At 73.3% G+C, this 18,667-nt stretch carries 15 protein-coding genes; 5 read left to right on the top strand and 10 right to left on the bottom strand.

The window, feature by feature from the left end:
* Positions 1-126: 126 nt before the first annotated feature.
* Positions 127-1,224 carry a DUF4192 domain-containing protein gene (locus ACZ4FV_RS00230; protein ID WP_395869318.1) on the bottom strand — a complete coding sequence of 366 codons (1,098 nt, stop codon included), beginning with the start codon at positions 1,222-1,224 and terminating at the stop codon, positions 127-129.
* Positions 1,225-1,415: 191 nt separating this feature from the next.
* The gene (locus tag ACZ4FV_RS00225) at positions 1,416-2,387 is read right to left on the bottom strand and encodes an aldo/keto reductase (RefSeq protein WP_465321460.1); all 972 of its coding nucleotides are present in this window, start codon (positions 2,385-2,387) and stop codon (positions 1,416-1,418) included.
* Between the two features lie 170 nt (positions 2,388-2,557).
* On the opposite strand from ACZ4FV_RS00225, the gene ACZ4FV_RS00220 reads away from it, so the two are divergent.
* Positions 2,558-4,705: a RecQ family ATP-dependent DNA helicase gene (locus tag ACZ4FV_RS00220; protein WP_395869322.1), complete on the top strand. Its 2,148-nt coding sequence runs from the start codon at positions 2,558-2,560 to the stop codon at positions 4,703-4,705.
* Positions 4,706-4,906: 201 nt separating this feature from the next.
* Positions 4,907-5,569, top strand: coding sequence for a hypothetical protein (locus ACZ4FV_RS00215; protein WP_402229427.1), 663 nt, complete (start codon positions 4,907-4,909; stop codon positions 5,567-5,569).
* Positions 5,570-5,582: 13 nt separating this feature from the next.
* Here ACZ4FV_RS00215 and ACZ4FV_RS00210 read toward each other — a convergent pair whose 3' ends face one another.
* The 7 genes from ACZ4FV_RS00210 to ACZ4FV_RS00180 form a co-directional block, all read right to left on the bottom strand.
* Complete coding sequence (locus tag ACZ4FV_RS00210; protein ID WP_395869326.1) at positions 5,583-5,951, bottom strand: hypothetical protein; 369 nt, start codon at positions 5,949-5,951, stop codon at positions 5,583-5,585.
* Between the two features lie 96 nt (positions 5,952-6,047).
* Positions 6,048-6,632 carry a hypothetical protein gene (locus ACZ4FV_RS00205; RefSeq protein ID WP_395869328.1) on the bottom strand — a complete coding sequence of 195 codons (585 nt, stop codon included), beginning with the start codon at positions 6,630-6,632 and terminating at the stop codon, positions 6,048-6,050.
* A gap of 231 nt (positions 6,633-6,863) precedes the next feature.
* Complete coding sequence (locus tag ACZ4FV_RS00200) at positions 6,864-9,431, bottom strand: TerD family protein (protein WP_465321459.1); 2,568 nt, start codon at positions 9,429-9,431, stop codon at positions 6,864-6,866.
* A gap of 165 nt (positions 9,432-9,596) precedes the next feature.
* The gene (locus tag ACZ4FV_RS00195) at positions 9,597-10,505 is read right to left on the bottom strand and encodes a DUF2510 domain-containing protein (protein ID WP_402229433.1); all 909 of its coding nucleotides are present in this window, start codon (positions 10,503-10,505) and stop codon (positions 9,597-9,599) included.
* 77 nt (positions 10,506-10,582) lie between these two features.
* The gene (locus tag ACZ4FV_RS00190) at positions 10,583-11,263 is read right to left on the bottom strand and encodes a ribonuclease HII (protein WP_395869594.1); all 681 of its coding nucleotides are present in this window, start codon (positions 11,261-11,263) and stop codon (positions 10,583-10,585) included.
* 321 nt (positions 11,264-11,584) lie between these two features.
* Positions 11,585-13,081, bottom strand: coding sequence for a hypothetical protein (locus ACZ4FV_RS00185; RefSeq protein ID WP_402229436.1), 1,497 nt, complete (start codon positions 13,079-13,081; stop codon positions 11,585-11,587).
* A 210-nt stretch (positions 13,082-13,291) separates the two neighbouring features.
* Entirely contained in the window at positions 13,292-13,816 is a 525-nt protein-coding gene (locus ACZ4FV_RS00180; protein WP_395869336.1) for a winged helix-turn-helix transcriptional regulator, read from the bottom strand.
* Between the two features lie 121 nt (positions 13,817-13,937).
* On the opposite strand from ACZ4FV_RS00180, the gene ACZ4FV_RS00175 reads away from it, so the two are divergent.
* Both ACZ4FV_RS00175 and ACZ4FV_RS00170 read left to right on the top strand, forming a co-directional pair.
* The gene (locus ACZ4FV_RS00175; protein WP_465321458.1) at positions 13,938-15,314 is read left to right on the top strand and encodes an MFS transporter; all 1,377 of its coding nucleotides are present in this window, start codon (positions 13,938-13,940) and stop codon (positions 15,312-15,314) included.
* 70 nt (positions 15,315-15,384) lie between these two features.
* Positions 15,385-17,001: a DUF2339 domain-containing protein gene (locus tag ACZ4FV_RS00170; RefSeq protein ID WP_402229440.1), complete on the top strand. Its 1,617-nt coding sequence runs from the start codon at positions 15,385-15,387 to the stop codon at positions 16,999-17,001.
* 69 nt (positions 17,002-17,070) lie between these two features.
* On the opposite strand, the gene ACZ4FV_RS00165 is transcribed toward ACZ4FV_RS00170, so the two are convergent.
* On the bottom strand, positions 17,071-17,664 hold the full coding sequence (locus ACZ4FV_RS00165) for an LOG family protein (protein WP_395869342.1): 594 nt from the start codon (positions 17,662-17,664) through the stop codon (positions 17,071-17,073).
* A gap of 358 nt (positions 17,665-18,022) precedes the next feature.
* Here ACZ4FV_RS00165 and ACZ4FV_RS00160 point away from each other — a divergent pair, with 358 nt between their 5' ends.
* Entirely contained in the window at positions 18,023-18,577 is a 555-nt protein-coding gene (locus ACZ4FV_RS00160; protein WP_395869344.1) for a hypothetical protein, read from the top strand.
* Positions 18,578-18,667 lie beyond the last annotated feature (90 nt).

The following is an 18,667-nucleotide window of genomic DNA, read 5'->3' as shown; positions in this document are numbered from 1 at the left end:
TCTCTCGTGGGTCTCGCGCGGGGTCGGGACCCGGACCACCCGCACCGGAGTCGGCGGCACGCCGGATGGCCCGCGGCTCCCGACGTCGACCGGCCGGTCGACACGTTGCCCCCGGCCCCCCAACGGTCACGGCGCCCGGTTGGTCACGGCATCGCGGAAGATCCTTCGGCGCACCTCGGCGGCGCTCAGCGGACTGTTGATCGCCGAGTGCAGCAGTCGCGCCATCGTGTATCCGGTGTCCGCCCGCAGCGCGCCGGTCACCGCGACCCGGGCCAGCACACCGTCTCCGATCGTCCAGGCCGCCCACGCGGCGAGGGTGAGCGGCGGCGCGGAGGCGGGCGCGAAGGCCCGACGGGCAAGCGCCGTCCACAGCGCGAGGAGCGCCTGGTCGTCGGCGTCGCCCGACTGCTCGCCGTGCCAGGCCATCGCCTCGTCGCGCACCCGCGCGTCGCCCAACCCGAGCACCAGCCGCGCCGCCTCCGCCGGTTCGATCGTGGTGTCGCCGGCCCGGAACCGGGCCCGGTGACCGGTCAACGCGGTCAGCGTGCGCTCCGGCGAGTATGCCTTCGGATCGCTTCGCACACTCGTGTACGCCCGCATCATCAACTCGCGCATCGCGTACTCCGGCGGGCGGAAGCGGCGCACCAGTTCGGCCAGCGAGACCGGCTCGGGCAGGCCCGCCCAGACCGCCGTCGCGGCCACCGTCGAGTCGCGCCCGGTCCGCAGCGGGGTGCCCTCGGACGGGCAGCAGTCGGCGTCCGTACAGCCGTAGGACCACCAGCGCTCGGCGGTCACGCACACCGCCTCGCGCACCTCGATCGTGTGGCGGGCGCAGGCCCGGGCGATCGCCGTGTGCAACGGCCGCAACCGCTCGACGGCCGGCGCCGGCCCGGCCTCGCCCGCTGCAGCCGACCCCGCCGGCTGCGCGCCATCCGCGTATATCGCCACGGCCACACCCCGCGCGCCGGTGCGCGCCAGCAGCCGCGCAAAGTGGTCGGCGGCCTGCTCGAAGTCGGCGGGCGGCGGCAGGTCGTGCCGCAGCACCGGTCCGACCCGACTGCGCTCACCGGGCAGGATGCCGAGCAGCACAACGCTGTCGGTGGGCCGCACCCCGATCAGATAGGGCACGGCCTCCACCAGATCGGCGGGCGAGCGCACCCGCAGGACGGACTGCGGGGACATCACCACGAAGGGCGTGCGGTCGAAGCCATCGGTGTCGTTCATACGGCGAGCCTGCGCCGGCTGCCGACCCGATTCCGGCACACACCGGCCGACTGTGCATGAATCAGCCGTTGTGGATACCGGTCTTGACAAAACAAGCCACCGAAGCCCAGCCGATCTCACGGTCAAGGCCGGAGGACAGCAGGCGCAGACGAGGCGGCAGGCAACCGTGCGGTCCGACGACGGCGCCCTCCTTACCGCGCCCGCGCCCCGCCCGGAACCCGCCCACACATCGCCGCCGGCCCCCGCAACGGCGCGAAGACCTCCGCCTGCGCGGTCAGTGCCCGGTACTCCTCGTCGGCCAGTTCGATCTCCGCCGCCGCCACGTTGTGCTCCAACTGCTCGATCGTGGACGCCCCAGGAATGGCCACCACCGGGCCCAGATGCAGCGTCCACGCCAACGCGATCTGCGCGGGCGTCGCGTCGTGCCCGACCGCCACCTCGCGCAGCAACTCCAGCAGCGGGCCTGCCCGGCGCAGGTTCTCCGGCCGAAACAGCGTGCTGCGCGCGCGGAACCCGGTCGGCCGGTTGTACTCGTCGTAGCGCGACCCGAGCAGTCCCCGGGCCAGCGGGGTGTGCGCGATCACCAGGCGCCGATTGCGCTCGGCCCACGGCACCAGATCGCGCAGCGGTCCGGGCGCCGCGAGGCTGAACTCGACCTGGTCGGAGAGCACCCGCCGGCCCAGCGCGTGCTCCGCCCGGCGCCACCGGGCGAGGTCGTGATTGCTCACCCCGACCTCGTCGACCACCTTCTCGTCCTGCAACGCGCCCAGCGCACTCATGACCGTGTCCATCGACACCAGCGGGTTGGCGACGTGGACCTGGTAGAGCGGGATCCGGTCCAGACCCAACCGGGCCATGCTGCGATACGCCCGGCCGCGCACCACCGGGGTCACCGGCAACACGGGCACGAACTTGGTGGCCACCACGACCCGGTCCGCGTCCGCCCCCAGCGCCTCGCCCAGGATGCGTTCGCCGCGCCCGAGCCCGTAGATCTCGGCCGTGTCGAACAGGGTCACCCCCAGTTCGAGGGCCCGGCCGACCAGCGCGTGGGCGGTCACCGACGCGTACGCGTCGCCGTAGCCCCACGCCCGGGAGCCGAACTGCCACGTGCCCAGTCCGATCCGACTCACCCGCGGGAATCCGTCCACTTCGAGGTAGCGCACGTCGCGCCTCCGTCGCCGTAGGGGTTTCGGTCCCTTCCACCATCGCGCGCCCGGCGCGCCCGGCCAAGGTCCCGACCCGGGCCCGCCGGCGGCGGTAGCCGATACGTTTATGCACAAACCACCTCCGCTTCCTTTTCGCGATGTCGCCGATGGCGGCTACAAAGGGAGACATGACCGAGGACCGCTCCACCACCCCCGACGCCCGCCTCGACACCACGACGGACCTGCGCGCCCGCGCCGACGCCGTGCTGCGGGACCTGGCCGGCGGCGACGCGCGGCTGCGCGAGGACCAGTGGCGGGCGGTCGAGGCCCTGGTCGCGCACCACCGCCGCGTGCTGGTGGTGCAGCGCACCGGCTGGGGCAAGTCCGCGGTCTACTTCGTGGCCACCGCACTGCTGCGCGAGCTCGGTGCGGGACCGACCGTGATCGTCTCGCCGCTGCTGGCACTGATGCGCAACCAGGTCGACGCCGCCGCCCGCGCCGGGATCCGGGCCCGCACCATCAACTCGGCCAACGTCGACGACTGGGACGCGGTGCAGGCCGAGGTGGCCGAGGGCAGCGTGGACGTGCTCCTGGTCAGCCCCGAGCGGTTGAACAACCCCGACTTCCGCGACACCGTGCTGCCCAAGCTGGCCGCCACGACCGGCCTGCTCGTGGTGGACGAGGCGCACTGCGTGTCCGACTGGGGGCACGACTTCCGCCCGGACTACCGCCGGCTGCGCACCCTCCTGGAGGAATTGCCCACCGGCGTCCCGGTCCTGGCCACCACCGCGACCGCCAACGCGCGGGTGAGCGCCGACGTGGCCGAGCAGCTCGACCCCGCGGGTGACGCGCTGGTACTGCGCGGCACCCTCGACCGGGAGAGCCTCTCGCTCGGCGTGCTGCGGCTGCCCGACCCGGCCGACCGGCTGGCCTGGCTGGACACCCACCTGCCCGAGCTGCCGGGCTCGGGCATCGTCTACACACTCACCGTCGCGGCGGCCGAGGAGGTCACCGCGTTCCTGCGCTCGCGCGGACACGCCGTCGCGTCCTACTCGGGCCGCACCGAGGACGCCGAGCGCCGGGTCGCCGAGGCCGACCTGCTGGCCAACCGGGTCAAGGCGCTGGTGGCCACCTCCGCGCTCGGCATGGGCTTCGACAAGGGCGACCTGGGCTTCGTCGTGCACCTGGGCGCCCCGCAGTCGCCGATCGCCTACTACCAGCAGATCGGCCGCGCCGGACGTGCCGTCGACCGGGCCGACGTACTGCTGCTGCCCGGGCGCGAGGACGAGGCGATCTGGCGCTACTTCGGCTCGCTCGGCTTCCCCGCCCGCGAGCAGGTCGAGCGCACCCTCGCCGCGCTGACCGGCGCCGGCCGCCCACTGTCCACACAGGCCCTGGAACCGCTCGTGGACCTGCGCCGCAACCGCTTGGAGTTGATGCTCAAGGTGCTCGACGTGGACGGCGCGGTCAAGCGCGTCCGCGGCGGCTGGATCGCGACCGGCCGCCCGTGGGAGTACGACGCCGAGCGCTACGCACGAGTGGCCGCGGCCCGCGAGCACGAACAGCAGTCCATGCGCGACTACCAGGCCGACGGCACCTGTCGGATGGAGTTCCTGCGCCGCTGCCTGGACGACCCGGGCGCCGCCCCGTGCGGGCGCTGCGACGCGTGCGCGGGGCCGCGGCACGACGCGCGGGTGGACCCCGCCTCGCTGGACGCGGCCCGCGCGGCGCTCGGCCGGCCGGGCGTCGAGGTGGAGGCGCGCCGGATGTGGCCCACCGGCATGGCGGTCGCCGGCGTCGAACTCAAGGGCCGCATCCCCGACGGCGAACAGGCCGCGGCCGGCCGGGCGCTCGGCCGCTCCTCGGACATCGGCTGGGGCAACCGGCTGCGCCCGATCCTGGCCCCCGGCGCCCCCGACGGGCCGATTCCGGACGCGGCGTTCGACGCCGTCGTCCAGGTGCTGGCCGCGTGGGGCTGGCAGCGCCGGCCCGGCGGCGTGGTGACCATCGCCTCGCACACCCGCGGCGCGCTGATCGACAGCCTCGGCGAACGCCTGGCCGCGGTCGGCAGGCTGCCCTGGCTCGGCCGGGTCGAGTACGCCCCCGGGGCGGGCGGCCCGGCGCCGCGCAGCAACAGCGCACAGCGCCTGCGCTCGATCGCGGACGCGTTCGTGCTGCCCGACGAGCTCGCCGAGCGGGTGGCCGCGCTCAACGCCCCGGTCCTGCTGGTGGACGACCGCACCGACACCGGGTGGACGCTCACCGTGGTGGCCCGGCTGCTGCGCCGGGCCGGCGCCGTCCAGGTGTTGCCCCTGGTGCTCACGATGGAGGGGTGACTTCGCGCCGGCGGACCCCGAACGGTCACGCGCACGTACCGAATGATCACCTGTACGTGTTGCCGAGTTCGCGGGCCTCACGCAAGAATCGACAAGGCGTTCTCTTCACATTCCCGTGCGGGCCCCGTCGGCGCCGCTCCGCCGCGAGCAACCCGTAGTCGGAGCGTGCGCCCGCTCTCCGTTCCGGACGGAAGGAGGACCGTGCACATCGCCACCACTGCCTCCGCCGCGCCCACTCGCACCGGCGCCGCGACCGCCGGCCCGTCCCGCTGGCTGGACCCCGAATCCTGGCGTGCGCGCGGGATCCCGCTGCTGCGCGACCCCCGAACGCTGATCAAACGGTTGTACGACCTGCACCGGCCGGTCGCCCGCACGGCGGTGGTAGCCGTCCTGGATCGGTCCGAACGCCCGGTGGCCAGCGCCTCCTTCGCCTTCGGCGAGGGGCGCACCGACGGCTGGCGGTGCCGCAACATGATCCTGGCGAACCTGCGCCTGATCGTCCCGGACGACCTGCGCCGGGGCACCCCGACACACACGACGGTGTTGGCGATCCACCGCGAGGGCGCGCGCGAGTGGGAGGCGGACGACGGCCGCTGGATGTGGGGGCTGCACGACGCGTGCGTGCTGCACGGGCTGCGCTGCGGCGCGTTCGCGGTGGTCGCGCGGGACGGCTGGCAGTTGGTGGCCGACGGGCGTTCCGGGCGCACCCCGGCGCTGCGCACGGGCCGCGACGGCGGTCCCGGCGGCAGTACGCCGATCAGGGCAGCGGGCATCGCCCCGGCCCGCCCCGCGGCTGGACTGCCGCACGTGCGTTACCTGCCGGAGGCGGGGCCCGCTCCCCTGGTCCGACCTTCCGCGTCCTGACGGACGCGTCCGATCAGGCGGTGAGGCCGCGCGCCGCGAGCCAGTCGACCAGATCGGTCGTGACCGTCAACGCGTGGTCCTGGACGAGCTCCGGGCTCTGTAGCCGAGTGCGCAGATGTTGCGCGTGGAACGGCTTTATCCCGGCGATCAACTTGCGCACCCCGAACACGTTGCAGAACGCCCGGTCGTCACCGGCCGAGAAGGCGCGGTCCCATTCCTGGCGTTCGGCCCCGATCAGGGTGATGTAGGCGTACCGGTTGAGATAGCCCGACAACATGTCGATGACGGTGCTACAGGCCCGGTACTGCTGTATTTTCAGCCGGTCCTCCTGGTCGCTGAGGAACCGGTCAAGGAGCTGCGCGATCGACGGCGATTCCGACATGGCAACGAACCGTAGCCGACCTTGGCGATTCGCGGGGCAGGGGGCCCGAGTTCGACCGGACCGGATACGGACGGGCCCCCTGCGTGCTACGACGTGCTATGCGACACCGGTGAGCGCCCGCACGCGCTCGATGTCGCCGCAGACCGTCACCGACGCCCCGGCGGTCAGCGCCGCGGTCAGGATCTTCGCGGCGTCGCCCTGGTCGGCGAATCCGTTGACCACGACGACGACCGCGGCCCGGCGCAGCGGACGCGAGGCGGGCAGCGACGCGTAGAAGACGTCCTTGCCCTCGTCGTACTGGCGCCAGTACTGCGCCGCGCCGAAGGTCTCCTCGTGCTGCTGCCACGGGTGCGGTCCACCCGTGGTCAGCACCAGGATCGACCCGGGCTCGGTGCCGGCCTCCAGGAGCGCGTCCACCGCGTCGTCTGCGGCGTCGAAGACGTTCTCCTCGGTCGCGGGGACCAGCGTGACGCGCGGCGCGGCCGGGGCGGGCCTCGCGGGCTTGCCGGGCTTCGTCGGGCCGGGTCCCGTGGCCGCGGTCGCCTGACGCGGCACGGCGGGCTTGGGCGGGCCCGGCTTCGGGCCCGGCCGAGGTCCGGGCTTGGGCACCGCGCCGGACGGGCGCGGCACGGACGGGGTTTCGGGTGCGGACTTGGCGTCCGCGGTGTTTTCGGCAGTCACCGGATTCACAGTCATGTCTGGGGAAGGCTCGGTTCGTTCGTGGCGGTACCGGGATGCCCGGCGGTGAGGAGACGCGGGGAGGGATCGGTGGAGTCCCGTTCCCCGGAGAACACGCGCGGCATGGTGGCAGTCCTATCAAAGCCGCGCGGGGCGTGCCCACCCAGGGTGCTCCTGGGGTGTGGCCCGGGCGTACGACGGCGCATCCTACGATGCCCCGTCAGCTCGGCCGGATCAATCGTCCACCACCACCCCGTGCTCGATCACCAAAGCTGCCAGGCCCTCCGCATAGCCCTGGCCGACCGAGCGCAGGCGCCAGGAGTCGCCGCGCCGATAGACCTCGGCCAGGATCATGACGGTCTCATCGCCTCCGCTCAACCGGAATTCGGCGAGTCGGCGGCAGGTCACAGGGTCGACGATACCGACGGTCACGGGTACCTGGGCGAAGGTGGTGCCACTCGTGGCGTCCAGCGCGAGCGCGACCAGGACTCGACTGCGGCCCGGAGGCAGCGTGGTGACGTCGATCTCGACCGAATCGGAGCCCGGTTCCACGTCGTTGGTGGTCCCGGTCTGCAACTTGCCGGCCAACCGCACGGCGCCGCTGGCGTGCACCGGTTGGTTGAAGAACACCAGGTCGCCGTCGTCACCCACTCGGCGGTCGTCGTCCAACACCAGGGCCACCGTGTCGCCGTCCGCCTGACCGGGCGCCCACCACGCCGCCTCGATCCGCACCGTGCCCGCGAACGGGCCCAGGTCCTCGATCGTGACGGCCTGGCCCCGGGTCAGCGCGCGCGGTGGCGCGTCCGCGGGCCGGGGCGGCACGACGGGCCGCGGCGGAACCGGCTCGGGCGTGGACGCGGGCGTCGACTCGGCGGCGGCCGGCGGCCGGTCCGGGACCGGCGGCACCGTCGGCATCGGCTGTGGCGGCGTCTCCGGGCCCGGCACCGGCGGCGGCGTGGTCGGCTGGGTGTCGTGCGTCGCCGGCACCTCGGGCGGCGGCGGGAGCACGTCCGGGACGGTGGCCTGGAGCACCTCGGCGGCCGAGGCCCCGGGCGCCACCGGCAGATCGGCGGCGGTCGGCGGCGGCGGGATGCTCGGCAGCGTGGCCCCGGTGCCCGGCACCGGAGCGGGCGTGGTGGCGGAGGCGGACCCGGACACCGGCGTGGCCGGCGTGGACTGCGCCTCGGTGACCTCGAACGCCTCGGTCGGCGCGAACGCCTCCGTGGGCGTGAACGCCTCGGTCGGCGCGGCGGCTTCGCCCGCGGTGAAGGCCTCGGTCGGCGCGAATGCCTCGGTCGGCAGCACGTCCGAGACGCCGTCCACGGGCGTGTCGTAGGGCCGGTAGGGACTGGGTGCGAAGGATGCGGCGGCCGGCGCCGAGGTGCCCGGCCGGGGCAGCAGGAAGCCACTGGTGGTGCGCGGCGCCCTGGGCACGGCGTGCGCGAGCGAGGCGGCGGCCACCTGGGAGGCCGCGTCTGCCGCGCTGCTGCGCCCACGCTCGAGGTCGGCGAGCAGCGCCAGGAACACCGGCTCGATCAGGACCCGGATGCCGCGCTGGCGCGCCCAGTAGGTCCGGTCCGCGGATTCGTCCGGGTCGGCCACCACGAGCACGTCCACCCGATCGTGGATGCCGGACGCCACGGACAGGTCGGCGCGGGCCATCCGGCGTTCCAACTCGCCCCGGGTGATCGCGAGATAGCCGTGGAAGAGCACCGCCAGACCCGACTCCAGCGGGCGCCCGCGGGCCAGGATGCGCGGCCCGCCGCGACCCTGCTCGACCGTGGATCGGGCCATCCCGACGATCTCGTCCAGCGCGATGCGCGGGATGCCCAACTGCGCGGCGACCCGGGTCAGGTCGGCCCGCTCCTCGCGGTCGACCGGTCCGGCCGCGACCATGGAAGCGGCCAGCGCGGTCACGTACAGCCGGTCCAGGTCCTTGCGCTGTTCCTCGGAAATGCCCAGGGACACCGCGAGTTCGGCCAGGTCGATGGCCTCCTGCGGGGTGATCACCCGGTCCTCCAGGGCCGCGTCGAGCACCGCGAGGTAGCTGTCCGGTCCCTCGCCCACACCGGTCGGCGGACCGTACGCGCGGGCCTTCTCCAGGTACGACACCGCGTCCCGGCGGCGCACCTGCTCGGCCTCCTCGCGCGCCCGACGGGCCATGTGCGCGTCGTCGCGGGTGAACACCCGCGACAAATCGGCGCTGCGGCGCGGCCAGTTCAGCGAGGCCGCCACGGTCCGGGCCTGCTGCCAGTGCCGGGCCTCGCCCGCGCCCTGGCGCAGGTAGTGCTCCAGCAGCCGCGCGGTGCCCATCGCCTTGGCCGCGGCGCCGTGCCCACTGTCCACCGGCACCTCGGCCGCCTCGCAGCACGCGAGCAGCGTGAAGCGCGGCGCCTCGGGCAGGTGGTGCGGCGCCTCGCGCATCGTGCACAGGGTGGTCAGCGGCGGCACGGTGGGCCGGCCCCGGCGTTGGAACTCGCGCTCGACGAAGCCGATGTCGAAGCGCGCGTTGTGCGCGACCACGACCCGTTGCCGGAACAGGTTCACCAACCACGGCGCGACCTCGGCGAACGTCGGGGCGCTGACCACGTCGTCGTCGAACAGGCCGTGCGCCTGGAAGTCGCCGGCCGGACCCTGCGGGTCGAGCAGGGTCGTGAAGAACTCGGTCACGCGTCCGTCGAGATCGCATTGCGCGACCGCGATCTCGATGATGCGATGTCGATGCGGGGACAAACCCGTCGTCTCCACGGCCACCACCGAGTAGCCGGGGCATGCGAGGCGATCACCGATGCGCACAGTCACCCCCCAATGATGATGTGCCCGATGCGGCCTCCTTCAGTCGCATCCCGGCAAGCCCGACCTGCGGCGCGCGCGTCCACGGTACGCGCTCGCGACCGATGCGGGGTACGGCGCGACCGATCGGGCGTACCGTACCGCTGGTGACGTCGCGTCAGATATGACGCAGGGTCAGGACGTACTCTCCGAGGGCTGCGGCGTACCGACCTTGATGCCCTTGAGCACGGTGTCGAGCGTGGCCTTGTCCGGTGCCGAGGCGGAGATCTCCATCTTGAGCAGCACGCACGGGTATTCGCCGTCCGCGTTCTTCGCGTCGATCACCACCGCCTGTGCCCAGGCGGTGTCCGAGTCCAGGCTCAGGTCCTCGGGCTTGCCGCTGACCTTGGCCCGCAGCACGTAGCCCGGGTGACCGTCCACCGTGATCGGTTTGTCCAGTTCCATGGTTTCCACCTTGATTTTGCCCTTGCTTCCGGTCACCTCCTTCTTCAGGTCGGCGATCACTTCGTCCAAGGAGTCGGCCTTGTGGGTCACCAGCTCCAGGCCGGCCCGATAGCACTTGCGCTCGGCCTGCAGCTTCGTCTCGGCTCCGGACCCGCTGCGGGTCGCCGACTTGCTGGGACAGGGGCGCTCCACCGCCTGGTCCGCGGGCGCGTCGTCGGGGTCGGGGGCGACCCAGCCCTTGAACCTGGGCACGGTGAGTCCGGTGGTGGGGTCGGTGACCGTGCCGTCCGTGGCCGCCGACTTACCGCCGGAGCCGCCGTCGTCCCCGCTCAGGACCACGATCAGCGCGGCGATGATGCCGCCCACCACGACCAGCGCCAGCGCGGTCAGGCCGATCGCCTTGCCGCGACCGGGCCGGGCGGCGCCCGGCGGCGGGCCCATCGGCTGGTAGCCGCCGGGGTATCCGCCCTGGGGGTAGCCCGCCTGCATCGCGGCCGGCGGGGCGCCGACCGGCGGCGGCGGGATCTCGCCCTGCGCGCGGGCCCGGGTCGAGGCGGTCCACTGCGCGCCGTCCCACCAGCGCTCGGAACCGGGCGAGGACGGGTCTTCGTACCAGCCGGGAGGAATCGAGGCAGTCACCCGCGTGACGCTACAACCGGCCCGTGCGGCGCACGAGCGCCCCCCGGCAAATGTGACCGTTCGGAAACCGACGCCGATCAGCCCAGGTCGAAGCCGAGTTGGCCGTCGTCGACGAGCTCGACCCGGGGTCGCTTGAGGTGTCGCCACGCGGGCAGGTCGTCCCAGTACGCCCAGGACATCCGGTGGTGCGGCGTGGGGCCGTACTCGGCCAGCGCGGCGCGGTGCACCGGCGCCGGGTAGCCGGCGTTGCCGGCGAAGCCGTACTCGGGGTACCCCTCGCCGATCCCGGCCATCATGCCGTCGCGGTGCACCTTGGCGAGCACCGAGGCGGCCGCGACGCTGACGCACGACTGGTCGCCCTTGATCACACAGCGCACCGACCACGGCGCGCCGAGGAAGTCGTGCTTGCCGTCGAGCACGATCGCGTCCGGACGCACCGGCAGCGCGGTCAGCGCGCGTTCGGCGGCCAGCCGCAGCGCGGCGGTCATCCCGAGCGTGTCGATCTCCTCGGGGTCCGCGGTCCCGAACGCGTACGCGCGCACCCACGGGTCGACCGCGGCGGCGACCTCCTCGCGGCGGCGCACGGTGAGCAGCTTGGAGTCGGTGAGCCCGGCCGGCGGCACGGACAGGTCGGTGATCGCCGCCGCGACCAGCACCGGGCCCGCCCACGCGCCGCGCCCGACCTCGTCCACCCCGGCGATCACCTGCGCGCCCCGGGTGATCAGTTCGCGCTCGACGTCGTAGGTCGGCGGCGCGATGCGACCGGCGGGCTTGCGCGGCCCGACGACCTTCTTGCCGGCAACCTTCTTCGCGGCGACCGTCTTCGCGGCAACCTTCTTTGCGACGACCTTCTTCGCGGCAACCTTCTTGCCTGCGGCCTTCCTCGCCGCGAGCTTCCCGGGTGCCGCTCGCGTCCCCAGTGCCGCCGGCTCGCCGGCGACGATGCGCGCGGCGGCAGCCGTCCCTTCGACGATTTGCCGCGTGGTGGTCGTGTGCGCGGAGCCCGGATCGGCGTCGATCCCGGGTACGTCCGCGTGCTCGGTGCTCGACTCGTTCACCCCACCACCGTAGGTCAACGATCAGCGCCTGCCGACCACCGTCTCCCGCTCGCCGACGGCGATCGACACCGGCGGTCGGGGCTCGTAGTGGGTCGAGACGCCCGCCGCCGCCAAGCGCTCGCGCAGCGCCCTGGCCCCGGCCGACCCGGCGAGCGCGGCCTCGGCCGAGGCAATCGGGTCCAGTTCGGCGCCGAGGTGGTCGGTGACGGTGTCGGTGCCGGTCCAGGTCGGCCGCAGCCGGCCGCGCCCGGACTCGACCCACGCGCGGGCGAGCAGCGCGGCCAGCGCGTCGGCGGCGCCCTCGCCGTGCGCGGCGATCAGTTCGTCCCCCCGGCCCTCGACCAGCAGCCCCAGCACGCCGCCCAGGGTCACCGGGTACTCCACGCCCGCACGCCGCGCGGAGATCCCGAGCGCGGCCGCCCGACGGGCCTGGGCGAAGCCGACCACGTGCTCCAGGTACGCCTCCTCGGCCAGCTTGACCATGCCGTCCAACGCCGCGAACCCGCGCGGGCCCAGGTGCCCGTCGTCGTCGGTGACCAGCAGGTACGGGTGTACGTGCGCGAGCAGGCGAACCGGCTCGACCAGCAGCGTGCCGCCGGCCAGGTCGGTGCCCCCGGGGGTGCCCCGGCCGTCCGACGGCCGCGCGCGCAGCCGTTCGATCCGCGCCGCCGTCGCCGCGTCGGGCGCCGACTCGGCATCGCCGAGGGCGGCCCGGAAGGCCCGGAAGCCGGCGATCGGATCGCCGGGCACACAGCCCGCCTCGATCCCCAAAGTCACCAGGTCGTCCCGGAACCGGCCCCAGTCCGCCCGGACCACCGCGAGTTCGCCCAGCGCGTCCGTCACCGCCGCGGTGCCGTACGCGCGGGCCGCGGCCTGGTCCGCCGCGCGCTCCTCGAAACGCACCACGGGTGCGCACACCCGCTGGTAGAGCGCCGCGTAACCGGCCGCCGCGCGACCTCGGCGACCGCGCCCGTCGAGTGCCTCGGCCAGCCCGACCACCGCGTCCACCCCGTGGCACGCGATCCGGTCCGCGAGCGGCGGACGGCGCCGGCGACCGTGTCCGAGCGCGTGCGCGATCACCACCCGCAGCCGCCGGCCGGTCAGCACGTACGGCAGCGCGGTGCCCAGCACCAGATGACGGTGCAGCCAGGTCCCGGGGCGGCGGACCGCCCGCACCTCGCAACCCGCGCCGCCGGTCAGCACGATCCCGTCCGGCACCGGCACCCGCAGATCGGCGGCCACGTCCCGAACCAGTTCCCACAACACCGGCTGCGCCTCGGCGTCCACCGCGAGCCCGGCCGGAAGCCGGCGCGGACCGGCGAGTTCCACCAGCAGCGCGACCAGCGCGACCGCGCCGAGCGCCCACAACACGGCGGCGCCCGAGGTGAAGAACCGCCCGTGGTCGACGATCGCGCCGACCACGAACGTCACGAACAGGAGCGGCAGCGCGAGCACGACGTACAACACGCCCAGGAGCACCACTCCGGCGAGTGCGCGAAGCCCCGTCCCTGCGCCCATGGATCCCCCTCGAAGCGATGACTCACCCGTTCGAGGACGACCCTAGAGCCTGCCTCTCGGCAACCGCCGGATCCCGTCGCGATCCGGCCGCACCGGCCGGGGTATCCGATCCGGGCACCGGGTCCGGGTCGCCGCGTCGCCGGCGCGAAGCCCCGGTCGCGGGTCCGCCCGAGTCGCCCGAGTGCACGTCGCCGGCCCCGGATCGCCTGCTCAGGGCAGCAGCGGCTCCAGCAGCCGGTGCGGCACCCGCATCGCGCGGGTGACCGCGTCGTCGCGGTGCAGCAGGTCGGCGCCGGGGCCCGGGGCCACCTCGGTCTCGCCCGGGGTGACCATCGCCGCGCAGACCGCGCAGACCCCGTTCGGGTCCACCGTCCCGCCGCAGCCTCGGTGCCGGAAGATTCGGCAGACCACCCCGTTCTGCACGTGCTTCTCGCCCCAGCGGGCCATCGTGCGGATGATCGGCCACAGGTCGACGCCGCGTTCGGTGAGTACGTACTCGTCCCGCGGCGGGGACTCCTGGTAGCGGCGCTTGTCGAGCACCCCCGCGTCGACCAGCGTCTGCAACCGGCCCGAGAGCACCGCCCGCGGGATGTCCAGATGGGCGAGGAAATCGCTGTAGCGCCGGACGCCGTAGAACGCGTCCCGCACGATCAGCAGCGTCCAGCGCTCGCCGACGAGTTCCAGGGTGCGAGCGAGCGCACAGTCCTGCTGCCCGTAGTCCTTGCCCAAAGCCATACGAGCACTTTAACCCCGGGTCGGTTCATTCACCGAACCATTAAGTGCTACGTTCTCCGGGCAGCGTTGGTTCATTCAACGAACCGACTCGGCCAGGAGTCACGATCCGGGGAGCACCGCCATGTCCATCGCCACATCCACCGCACCGCGCACCGCGTACCGGCCATCCGCACCCGTCGCCGGCGGCGGCTCGCCCGGCGCGACCGTCCCGGTGGTGGCCCTGGGCACGCTGCTGCTGCTGGCCACCTACACGATGCCGATCGCGATCGTGCCGGACACCGTGCGCGACCTGCACGCGGGCCCCGGCGGCCCGGCCTGGATCCTCAGCGCGATCGGCCTGGGCCTGTCCGCGGCCCTGCTGATCACCGGCAGCCTCGCCGACGACTTCGGTCGCCGCCGGGTCTTCACCGCGGGCACGCTCGGCCTCGCGCTGGCCTCGGCGCTGACCGCACTGGCCCCCTCACTGCCGCTGTACGTGGTCGGACGCGCCCTCCAAGGCGTCGCGGGCGCGGCGATCATGTCCGCCGGGCTCGGCCTGCTGGCCCACAACCACCACGGCGCCGCGCGCGGCCGGGCGATGGCCGCGTACGGCTCCTCGATCGGCGCGGGCATGGTGGTCGGGCCGCTGATCGGCGCCGGACTGGCACTGGCACACCGCTCCGCGCCCTACTGGTTCACCGTCGTCGCCGCCCTCGCGGTGGCCGCGGTCGCCCGACGGATGCCCGAATCGCGCGCCGAGCACCCGCGCCGGCCGGACGTGTGGGGCACGCTGACCCTGGGTCCGGGTCTGATCGCGCTGACCGCCGCGCTGATCGAGGGCCGGCAGGGTTGGCAACGACCGGTCGTCGACACGCTGATGGTGATCGCCGTGCTCCTGCTCGCGGGCTACGTCGCGACCGCCCTGCGCGGCCGGGCGCCGATGCTGGACCTGCGCATGTTCGCCCGGCCCGCGTTCGCCGTCGCCACCTTCGGCGCGCTGATCACTGGCGTCGCGGTGATCGCCATCGCCGCCTTCCTGGGCACCGTCTTCCAGGGCACCCTGGGCCTGAGCGGCCTGGGCGCCGCGCTCCTGCTCGGCCTGTGGTCGGCCGCCGCCGCGCTCACCTCGTTCGCGTTCGGCCGGGTGCACGTGCTACCCGACGCCCGACACCGCTTCGCCGCGGGCCTGCTCGTCGCCGTCGTCGGCTTTCTGGGCCTGTACGGCCTCACCCCCGCCGACTCGTGGTCGCGCGCGGTACCGGGCCTGCTGGTCGGCGGCTTCGGCGTGGGCCTGGTCAACACCGCGCTGGCCCGCCTCGCGGTGGAGAGCGTGCCGGCCGACCGGGCGAGCATGGGCTCCGGCGCCAACAGCACCGCGCGCTACATGGGCGCCTCGATCGGCGCGGCGCTGGTGGTCGCCCTGGTCGACGCGGGCGGCATGGACCTGGCGATCCTGGTCGCGGTCGGCCTGGCCGTACTCGGCGCCCTCGTCACCCTCACTCTTCGCCAAAGCGAATAAACCCACAAAAGCACCTATCCCGGACACCCGCCGGCGACGTCGAGCGCCGCGTCTGGAAAACTCGGGTCATGTGACGAGCGATGTGCAGAGCCCAACGACGGAACGACCCGCAGCGCCGGCGGGTCGCCGTCGTTTTCGGGCACTCGGGAACGCGATAGTCGAACGTCCGTACCTGATCACCGCCGGCCTGATCGGCCTGATCATCGTCACCGGCGTGAACGGCCCCGACTGGCCGGCGCAGTACTTCCGGACCTGGCTGATCCGCGACCACGGCACCTACCTGTGGAACAACCAGTGGTACGGCGGCCACCTGCTGCCGGGCTACAGCATCCTCGCGCCGGTGATCGCCTCCAAGATCGGCACCGCGACGCTGACCGCGCTGTCCTGCGTGACGTCCGCGTGGGCCTGGGACAAGCTCCGGGTCGGCGGGAACGAGTTCGCCCGCCAGGTGGGGAGCTGCTGGTTCGCGGTGATGTGCAGCGTCGACTACCTGATCGGCCGCACGCCGTTCGCGCTCGGTGTCGCCGCGGGCATGCTCGCGATACTGGCCGCCCGCCGCCGGCACCCGCTCTGGGCCGGCTTCGCCGCCCTCCTGTGCGGCCTCTCCAGCCCGCTGTCCGGCGCGTTCTTGATGCTGGTCGCGCTCGCCTGGGTGCCCAGGGAGCGGGTCTGGCCGACCCGACTGTGCTTCTCCCCCGCCGCGATCGGCCTGGTCGCCGCGCTCGCGTTCCCCAACGAGGGGATGTTCCCCTTCCCGTGGTGGCGGTTCCTGCCGATCCTGGCGTTCGCCGCGGTCGGCCTGCTGATACTGCCCAAGGAGCAGCAGAGCGCCCGGCGATTCCTGTGGTTGTACGCGGCGACCGCGGTGATCTTCTTCTTCGTGCCGACCTCGCTCGGCGGCAACCTGGCCCGGCTCGGCGAGCTGACCGCGGGGCCCCTGATGGCGGTCGTGCTGCTCTCGGTCGGCCGGCGCCGGCTGGTGGTGCTGCTGGCCCTGCCGCTGCTGGTCTGGCAGTTCCAGTCCGCCGCGCTGGCCATCACGCACGACATCAAGGACTCGCCCGGCGAGAAGCCGCAGTACTACACGGGCATGCTCGAATTCCTGCAGAAGAACAACACCCACCCCGTGGGTCGGGTGGAGATCCCGTTCACCCGCGGGCACTGGGAGTCGGTGTTCGTCGCCGAGAAGATGCCCCTGGCCCGGGGCTGGGAGCGTCAACTGGACCGCAACTACAACGCGGTGCTCTACCAGAAGGACCTCACGCTCCAGGAGTACCGCGACTGGATCGACGACACGGGCGTGCGCTTCGTGGCGCTGCCGGACATCCCGATCGACCCCTCGGCGATTCCCGAGGCGGACCTGATCCGCAACGGCATTCCGTGGCTCAAGCCGGTCTACACGGACGGGCACTGGAAGATCTGGGAGGTGGAGAACGCGACGCCGATCGTGATAGGGCCGGGCGAACTGACCGAGCTGACGCCCAGCCGGTTCTCCTTCGACGCGCACACGGCCGGCACGTTCGTAGTCAAGATCCACCCGACGTTCTGGGTGACCCCCGACCGACCCGAGATCGTGATCAAGTCGACCGCGGACGAGTGGAGCGAGATCACCGTCGATCGGCCGGGCCCGGTCACGGTGTCCGCGCGCGACGCCAAACTCTTCAAGGGCATGGGCGGCAAACCCTGATCGCACCCTGATCCGGTGCCGCACCCGCGGACCGGTCCCGGGGCGGTCCGCGCGGACCGCCCCGCCGGCTCACGGCCTCGGCGGCGCCGCCGGGTCCAGGCCGCCCACCCACTTGGGCGTCGGGGCCCGCCACGCCTTCGCCTGGCCGAGCAGGTCCGCGCTGTCCCGCGCGACCAGCAGGGTCGAGCGCAGCTCCGGCTTGAGGAAGCCGTTCGCGGTCATCGTGTCCAGCGCGTCCAGGAGCGGGCGCCAGAAGTCGCCCACCTCCAGCAGCGCGACCGGTTTGGCGTGGATCGCCAGGTGTTGCCAGGTCCACACCTCGAACAGTTCCTCCAGCGTGCCCGCGCCGCCGGGCAGCGCGACGAAGGCGTCCGCCCGGTCCGCCATCGCCGCCTTGCGCTCGTGCATGGTCTCGGTGATCAGCAGCTCGGTCAGGCTCCGGTGCGCGATCTCGCGCTCCACCAGCGAGCGCGGCATCACCCCGATCACCTCGCCGCCCGCCGCCAGGCACGCGTCCGCGACCGCGCCCATCAGACCCACGTGCCCGCCGCCGAAGACGATCCCGACGCCGGCCTCGGCGAGCCCACGACCGAGCTCGACCGCCGCCTCCCGGAACCCGGGCGAGGCACCCGACGCCGATCCCGCGAAAACCGCTACCCGCATGCCAGGCTCCCTGCGTTGCAGACCACCGAAGTGGTGTGTACCGAAATGGTTCGGTACGCAGTCTGCCAACCCGGCCCCGACACGCCGAGCCCGAATCCCGACACGAATCCGAGCCCGAACCCGAGCCGCGGACGCCGAGCGCCGGCCTCGGACCCGGCGGCGGACCACTCGCGCAAGCGTGTACCGCGAGGTCTCCGAGTCGGTGCCGAATCGATGGCGAATCGAGTCGATGAATCGCCTCTCTCGCGATATGGCGCCAGTACAGTCCCGGCATAGGCGGGCAAATTCGGCCAACGTCGGTGGTGGTCACGCAACCCGACGTTGACGGGAAGACCCCCCGCCACGGCAGAATGCCCGCGTGCCCGCCACCGAGCGCCCTGCCTCGGACATCCCGTTCGAGCGGCTGTTTCCCGATCTCGACGACCATGGCCGTGAACGCCTGGTCGCCGCCGCTCAAGCGCTCGATCTGCGCCGCTCCCTCGACGATCCCGCGCGCTGGTTCTGGAACGAACCGGACCCGCTGAGTCCCGAGCCCGAGCCCGAGCCGTCCCCGCACATCCTGGGCACCGCGCTGCTGCTGTACGAGGCCGACGGCGACTGGCTGGAACTGGGCCTGGACGTGTGGCAACTGGACGGCCCGTTCGTCAGCGTCACCGCCACCGTCGAGGTCGCGTGCTGGTGCGACACCGATCACAACATGCACGCGGTGCAGCGCGCCGAGTGGCCGGCATCCACCGCGCAGGCGTTCCTGGAGGCGTTCCACACCGCCGCGCTCTCGGTGATCCGCCGGATCGAGGGCCCGCGCGACCCGCGCGACCTGCGCGCCCGTGCGGGGCTGCCCAACCCGCCCGAGCCCCCCGAGGATGACCCGTCCGGCCCCCCGCCGGACCCCTCGTCCGGCCCCGTGGTCTGAGCCGGCGTTTCATCCGAACGAAGGATTTTTTCGCACCGCACCGGTGATTCCACGGTGGACATTGCGCCATGGCACGCCATACATCGGACA

The sequence above is a fragment of the Embleya sp. NPDC025285 genome (assembly GCF_055558835.1).
Note: the sequence above shows the minus strand (reverse complement) of the source record. Positions and strands in the feature narration are given on the sequence as shown.